The 5,357-nt window shown below is 42.1% G+C and carries 6 protein-coding genes and 1 pseudogene; all 7 read left to right on the forward strand.

Going from position 1 to position 5,357, the window contains the following annotated elements; translation table 11 throughout:
* On the forward strand, positions 1–1,158 hold a 1,158-nt coding region (locus tag F6K20_RS22830), incomplete at its 5' end, for a thioesterase domain-containing protein (protein ID WP_287296119.1).
* A gap of 251 nt (positions 1,159–1,409) precedes the next feature.
* Positions 1,410–2,036, forward strand: coding sequence for a class I SAM-dependent DNA methyltransferase (locus F6K20_RS22835; protein ID WP_287296121.1), 627 nt, complete (start codon positions 1,410–1,412; stop codon positions 2,034–2,036).
* 58 nt (positions 2,037–2,094) lie between these two features.
* Positions 2,095–2,859 carry a sulfotransferase-like domain-containing protein gene (locus F6K20_RS22840; RefSeq protein WP_287296123.1) on the forward strand — a complete coding sequence of 255 codons (765 nt, stop codon included), beginning with the start codon at positions 2,095–2,097 and terminating at the stop codon, positions 2,857–2,859.
* Positions 2,860–2,871: 12 nt separating this feature from the next.
* Positions 2,872–3,654 carry an SDR family NAD(P)-dependent oxidoreductase gene (locus F6K20_RS22845; RefSeq protein ID WP_287296125.1) on the forward strand — a complete coding sequence of 261 codons (783 nt, stop codon included), beginning with the start codon at positions 2,872–2,874 and terminating at the stop codon, positions 3,652–3,654.
* Positions 3,655–3,962: 308 nt separating this feature from the next.
* Entirely contained in the window at positions 3,963–4,022 is a 60-nt protein-coding gene (locus F6K20_RS40140; RefSeq protein ID WP_353736806.1) for a helix-turn-helix domain-containing protein, read from the forward strand.
* 239 nt (positions 4,023–4,261) lie between these two features.
* The gene (locus F6K20_RS22850) at positions 4,262–4,888 is read left to right on the forward strand and encodes a class I SAM-dependent DNA methyltransferase (RefSeq protein ID WP_287296127.1); all 627 of its coding nucleotides are present in this window, start codon (positions 4,262–4,264) and stop codon (positions 4,886–4,888) included.
* Between the two features lie 35 nt (positions 4,889–4,923).
* Positions 4,924–5,357 (forward strand): annotated as a pseudogene (locus F6K20_RS22855) (TauD/TfdA family dioxygenase); the annotation flags it as partial.

The following is a 5,357-nucleotide window of genomic DNA, read 5'->3' on the forward strand; positions in this document are numbered from 1 at the left end:
CAACGTCGGGATTTATTAGTAGAGCGCGTTCGTACCCAAATTGCTAAAACCTTAGGATTAAGTTCTCCAGATCAAATAGAACTGGGGCAAAGGTTAATTGATTTGGGTCTAGATTCTTTAATGGCAGTGGAGTTGAGGAATCATCTCCAATCTAGCGTGGGCTGCTCTCTACGTTCAACTCTAGTATTTGACTATCCAACCATAGAGGCAATGGTTGATTATTTATCCCAAGAAGTTTTTGCTGATCTCGATTCGCCAAGCCTAGCAACCCAAAATAACTCCACTGGTAACGACTCCTTCGTTTCTACCTTAGTGCCCATTCAGCCCGAGGGGTCAAAGCCTCCTTTATTCTTGGTTTCTGGAATTCTTGGCAATGTCTTTGACTTCCAGCAGTTGGCACGTGATCTAGGTTCGGAACAACCGTTATATGGTTTGCGTACCCTGGGTCTTGAGGAAGACTTCCAACCTTATACTCGTATGGCAGATATAGCTGCCCACCATATTAAAGCTATACAAGCACTCCAACCCAACGGACCCTATCTACTAGGTGGTCATTCTTTCGGGGGGAAAGTCGCATTTGAGATGGCTCAACAATTACGGAATCAAGGACAGGAAGTGTCAATGCTGACCATTGTCGATGTCCAAGTAGAAATTCCTGAACCAGAGAAAGACGTAGTTAATTGGGATAATGCCAAATTCATAGCTGAGTTAGCGACTATCTATGGAGGCCTTTTAGGTCAAAACCTGGATATTTCCCGCGAAGCACTCCAGTTTCTTAGTTCGGAAGAACAGCTAAACTACTTTCTGGAACGATTGAAAAAGACTGGTCAGATGTTGAGTAAAACTGACCTCAGTCGAATGTTTGAGGTTTACAAAGCTAATACTAAAGCCAGTGCTAGCTATCTACCCCAGAAGATTGATTCAATTCCGATTAACTTCTTCCGAGCCAGTGAGGTTGGTGCTTTAGGGGATTATTTACCTAATCAGGCAATGACTCTAGAAGATCCAACCTGGGGCTGGGATCAACTTTCTGCTCAACCCTTAGAATTTCATGTTGTCCCAGGGAACCATTTCTCTATGGTAACCGAACCCCATATTTCAGTTTTAGCTCAACAGCTACAATACTGCCTAGATAAAGCACAAGCAAGATTAGGTTAGTGTTTGGGTGCATCTCCTCAAAGCTGTTTGACACGGTGGTGCGTTACGGGGCGGTTCCTCCAAACCCTGGCTACGAGGCGGAAAATGAGGCTCCCCTAACGCACCCTACGCAACTTTTTTACAAAAATGAGATGCACCCGTTAGTGTTTTCTATTGCCCTGCCTCAGCTAGGGAAAGCCTAGCTGAAGATTTCACCTCAAATTGGGAGCTTAAGCAAGATGCTTGTTAACAAAGATAGTATCGGAAAAAACATGAGTAAAATAGATACAGTTCAGTGGGTCTATAGTTCCCAGAATAATCAGGAATTAATTGAACGCTATGACATCTGGGCTAAAGACTACGAGCAAGACCTAGATGATGCATTTGGCTATGTGGGGCCAGAGCCTGCAGCGGAGGTATTGGTCAATTATGTTTCCAAAGATGCCAAGATTTTAGATGCCGGAGCAGGTACAGGCTTGGTTGGGCAATTTCTGCACCAGCGCGGTTACCATCACCTAGAGGCGATGGACATATCTTCAGGCATGCTAGAGGAAGCTCGGAAAAAGAATGTTTACACCAGTTTCCACCAACAAGTTTTGGGTGAACCCTTGGATTTTCCCTCAGCCACCTTTGATGCCATCATTAGTGTTGGGGTTTTTACCTATGGACATGTCAAAAGTAACGCATTTGACGAACTGATTCGTATTACCAAGCCAGGGGGATACATTGTTGTTAGTATGCCTACCGATCTGTCTGAGAGTAACGAGTTCAAACCAAAGCTAACTGCCCTAGAGGGGTCTGGTCAATGGGAAATGGTTACAGCGACAGAGAAATTTCGTACCCATGAAAAGAAAGACACTGGTGTTTATTTAAAAGTTTGGGTGTACAAGGTTTGTTAGGAGCGTGATATCAACAATAAATCATCTAAAAATAGTAGGGAAAGCGTTTTTTTTTTTGATGAACTATCAAAACCTTGAAAATTTTGGAACTAAACCCAAAATTGTGGTGTTATGGGCTACACCTAGATCTGTATCAACCCCTTTCGAGAGAACTTTTTCACAACGCCCAGATACAGCAATCATTGATGAACCATTCCTTGATGTTTATTACTTCAGCAAATGGCGGCGTTCCAATCGCTTTGGCGATTGTGAACAGCGCCAAGATTACCAACCTACTCAGGTACTTGAAGAAATAAAATCAAAGGCGGAGGCAGCTCCTCTAGTTTTTATGAAAGAGATGGCTTACCAAGGACTGCCATACATCCCTCAGGATTTTCTCGCTTCTGCGATCAATACTTTCATTGTGCGTCATCCTCAGCAGGTAATGGCTTCCTGGTATCGGGTAAATGAGTCTCCTACAAATGAAGAGTTTGGTTTTGATGCCTTGAAACAAATGTGGGAAATAGTAACTAAGCAATTAAAACAGAAACCAATCCTTGTTGAAGCTAATTCCTTCCGTCGCCATACCCAAAAAGTTTTGACCGAATATTGCCAACGCATAGGAGTTAAGTTTGACCCCCAAATGTTGAGTTTTAATGAGGATAAATGGAGGGAATATCAGCCTGATGAAATGGAGAGTCGAGCTAAATGGTATAAAACTTTAGACGGTAGCAGTGGGATTGTGCCACCAACTCAAGAAAAAGTGGAAATTCGTCCTGAAGATGTCGGGATGGTTGAAGGAGCGCAGAAAGTTTATGAAGAGCTTTATCATTTCGCAATTTGATGGGATAGCAATATGAATAAAGAAAAATTTTTACAAGGTCGCGTAGCAATAGTAACTGGCGGTACATCTGGTATAGGTAAAGCCGTCGCTCTTGCTTTAGCAGAAATTGGGGCTAACGTAGCCATTGGCTCCCGCTCCGCTGATAAAAGTTCTTGCCAAACAGAAATTGAGGTAAAGGGGGTTAAGGCTTTAGCAATGACCCTAGATGTCTCTTCTAGTGATTCAGTTGAGACTTTTTGCAATAATGTATTCAAAACTTTTGGTAAAGTCGATATTCTGGTTAATGCTGCTGGAATAACCTACCTGCATAAAATATGCGAGCATCCTGATCAAGACTGGTATCGTATTATTGATGTTAATCTCAATGGTATTTATCGTACGATCAAGTTTTGTTTACCAGGAATGATCGAACGCAAGTGGGGTCGCATTATCAACATTGCTTCTACTGCTGCCTCAGTTGGTAATCCTAATGTTCCTGCCTATTGTGCTTCTAAAGCAGCAGTGGTTGGGCTAACTCGTTGTGTGGCTTTAGAAGGAGCGCCTCATGGGGTATCCTGCAATGCCATTAGTCCGGGTTGGGTAGAAACGGAGCTTGGCAAAAACGCGATGAGAGAGTTTGCTGAATCTGAAGGTCGAAGTTTTGCGGAATATTTTGAAGAAGTTAAGCAGAGCTACCCCCAGAAAAGGATCATACAGCCTCAAGAAATTGGCGAACTAGCTGCTTTCCTCTGCCGAGATGAAGCAGTTGGTATGACAATGCAGGAGCTAACTGTATCTGCGGGGTCTCTATGGTAATAAAAAGAATTGGTAATTGATAGTTTTGAACAGTTCTAGATTCGTCGCAGCAATGCTAAATTTACTGAACTTCACGGGTTGTTTTATCTTTAAGAGCAAGAAGACTCCCTTTATACCCTTAGGGTTAGCGTTTGACGTTACCGTAAGAATAATGGAGCCTTTATAGGAGACAGTCTGTGAGTAAAAGGATTAAAACTTTTTAATTAAGGCTCCATTATTATAAGGTTTCATCTTTAAGAGATGAATTGCGTCCACTTGATATTTTAAACATAACATATTAAAATATAAATGTACCTCAAAGAGTTGATATGGTCGAAAAAACTTACCGTTATCGTTTCTATCCAACCCCTGAACAGGAAACTCTGTAATTACAAACTAGCTCAAGTAATTAGTGATGCTAATTGGGCAGAAATAATTCGTAATATTAAGTAAAATTAAGATTGGTACAACCGGAAAAGTGTTTCCATTGATAGATGGTTTACTAGTAGTAAGCTGTGTTCCGTCTGCCTTAATTGTGTCGAATGTTTGCCTTGTTAAGCAATAGGAACTTAACGGTACATAAAGACTTAAAAAATAATGCGCAATCACGCTAATAAACGCCAAACAAATGAGCAAAAAAACAGATACGGTACATTGGGTCTACAGTTCTCAAGACAATCAAGAATTAGCCGAAAGGTATGATGTATGGGCTAAGGAGTACGAGCAAGATTTGTTGCCTGAAAACTATACCGGACCCGAACCCGCCGTCGAGGTTTTGCTCAAGTATCTTTCTAAAGAAGCCAAAATTTTAGATGCTGGGGCGGGAACTGGGCTAGTCGGGCAAGTTCTTCATCAGCGCGGATATGGCAATCTAGAGGCAATGGATATTTCAGCAGGGATGCTGGAAGAAGCGAGAAAAAAGAACGTTTACATCGCACTTCACCAAGGAATATTGGGCAAACCTTTAGCATTGGCAACGGACACCTTTGATGGGATTGTTAGCGTCGGAACTTTCACATTAGGCCATGCTCCCAGCAGTGGTTTTGATGAACTAATTCGTATTACTAAGCCAGGGGGATATATCATTTTTACTATTCGTCCCGATTATTATCAGAATAGTGATTTTAAAGACAAGCAAGCAGCTCTAGAAGCTGCTGGTAAGTGGACGTTAGTTGAAAAAGGAGAGCCATTTGCTAACCTACCGGAAGCAGAACCAGATATTTATTTACAAGTCTGGGCATATAAAGTTTGCTAGTTATTAGGCTCGAACTCTAAGCAACAGAAAAACAAATGGTGAAATTACAGTATAAAGAGTTAATTAAAAGCGATCGCTTCCTAACCCTTGACGGGAAGCGTTTTCATTACATCTGGTTATATGACCATTGTTTGTGTCCTCGGTGTTATCATCCTAGTTCGTTTCAGAAAATTAACGATCTCAGCGATCGCCTAGAACTGCCAAAACCCAAATCCGTGCAGTTCCAAGATGAAAAACTCATCATTGACTGGGATGAAGACCCTCCCCACCGCAGTATTTTTCCCCGATCTTGGCTCCTGAGTCGTGCCTACGACCCCAAACCGGAACCTAGGTTATCTCCTAGGGAAAAGCAACTTTGGGACAAAGCTTGGTTAGATGCCAATCCACCAGAGTGGTGTGAATATAGTAATGGTTCTTTTGAATTCTGGATGAATCAACTTTCTACCCTAGGGTTTACCCTATTGCGAAA

This window comes from Moorena sp. SIO2C4 (assembly GCF_010672485.1).
In the GTDB taxonomy this organism is placed as follows: Bacteria; Cyanobacteriota; Cyanobacteriia; order Cyanobacteriales; family Coleofasciculaceae; genus Moorena; species Moorena producens.

What these genes read in the sequence shown, in the direction of transcription:
- F6K20_RS22835 (WP_287296121.1), top strand. Translation starts at nt 1,410, where the DNA reads ATGAGTAAAATAGATACAGTTCAGTGGGTCTATAGTTCCCAGAATAAT.
- F6K20_RS22840 (WP_287296123.1), top strand. Translation starts at nt 2,095, where the DNA reads ATGAACTATCAAAACCTTGAAAATTTTGGAACTAAACCCAAAATTGTG.
- F6K20_RS22845 (WP_287296125.1), top strand. Translation starts at nt 2,872, where the DNA reads ATGAATAAAGAAAAATTTTTACAAGGTCGCGTAGCAATAGTAACTGGC.
- F6K20_RS22850 (WP_287296127.1), top strand. Translation starts at nt 4,262, where the DNA reads ATGAGCAAAAAAACAGATACGGTACATTGGGTCTACAGTTCTCAAGAC.